The organism is Bacillus sp. LB7, assembly GCF_030449715.1.
Taxonomy (GTDB): Bacteria; Bacillota; Bacilli; order Bacillales; family Bacillaceae; genus Bacillus; species Bacillus paralicheniformis.
The window spans coordinates 1-286 of record NZ_JASGCA010000070.1; the positions used below are offsets into that span (position 1 = coordinate 1).

At 53.1% G+C, this 286-nt stretch carries 1 rRNA gene; it reads left to right on the forward strand.

The features are described from left to right. Positions 1-286 (forward strand): 16S ribosomal RNA (locus tag QMZ64_RS23110); the annotation flags it as partial.

The window sequence follows — 286 nt, forward strand, 5'->3', positions numbered from 1 at the left end:
CTGGACAAAGACTGACGCTCAGGTGCGAAAGCGTGGGGAGCAAACAGGATTAGATACCCTGGTAGTCCACGCTGTAAACGATGTCGACTTGGAGGTTGTGCCCTTGAGGCGTGGCTTCCGGAGCTAACGCGTTAAGTCGACCGCCTGGGGAGTACGGCCGCAAGGTTAAAACTCAAATGAATTGACGGGGGCCCGCACAAGCGGTGGAGCATGTGGTTTAATTCGATGCAACGCGAAGAACCTTACCTACTCTTGACATCCAGAGAATTCGCTAGAGATAGCTTAG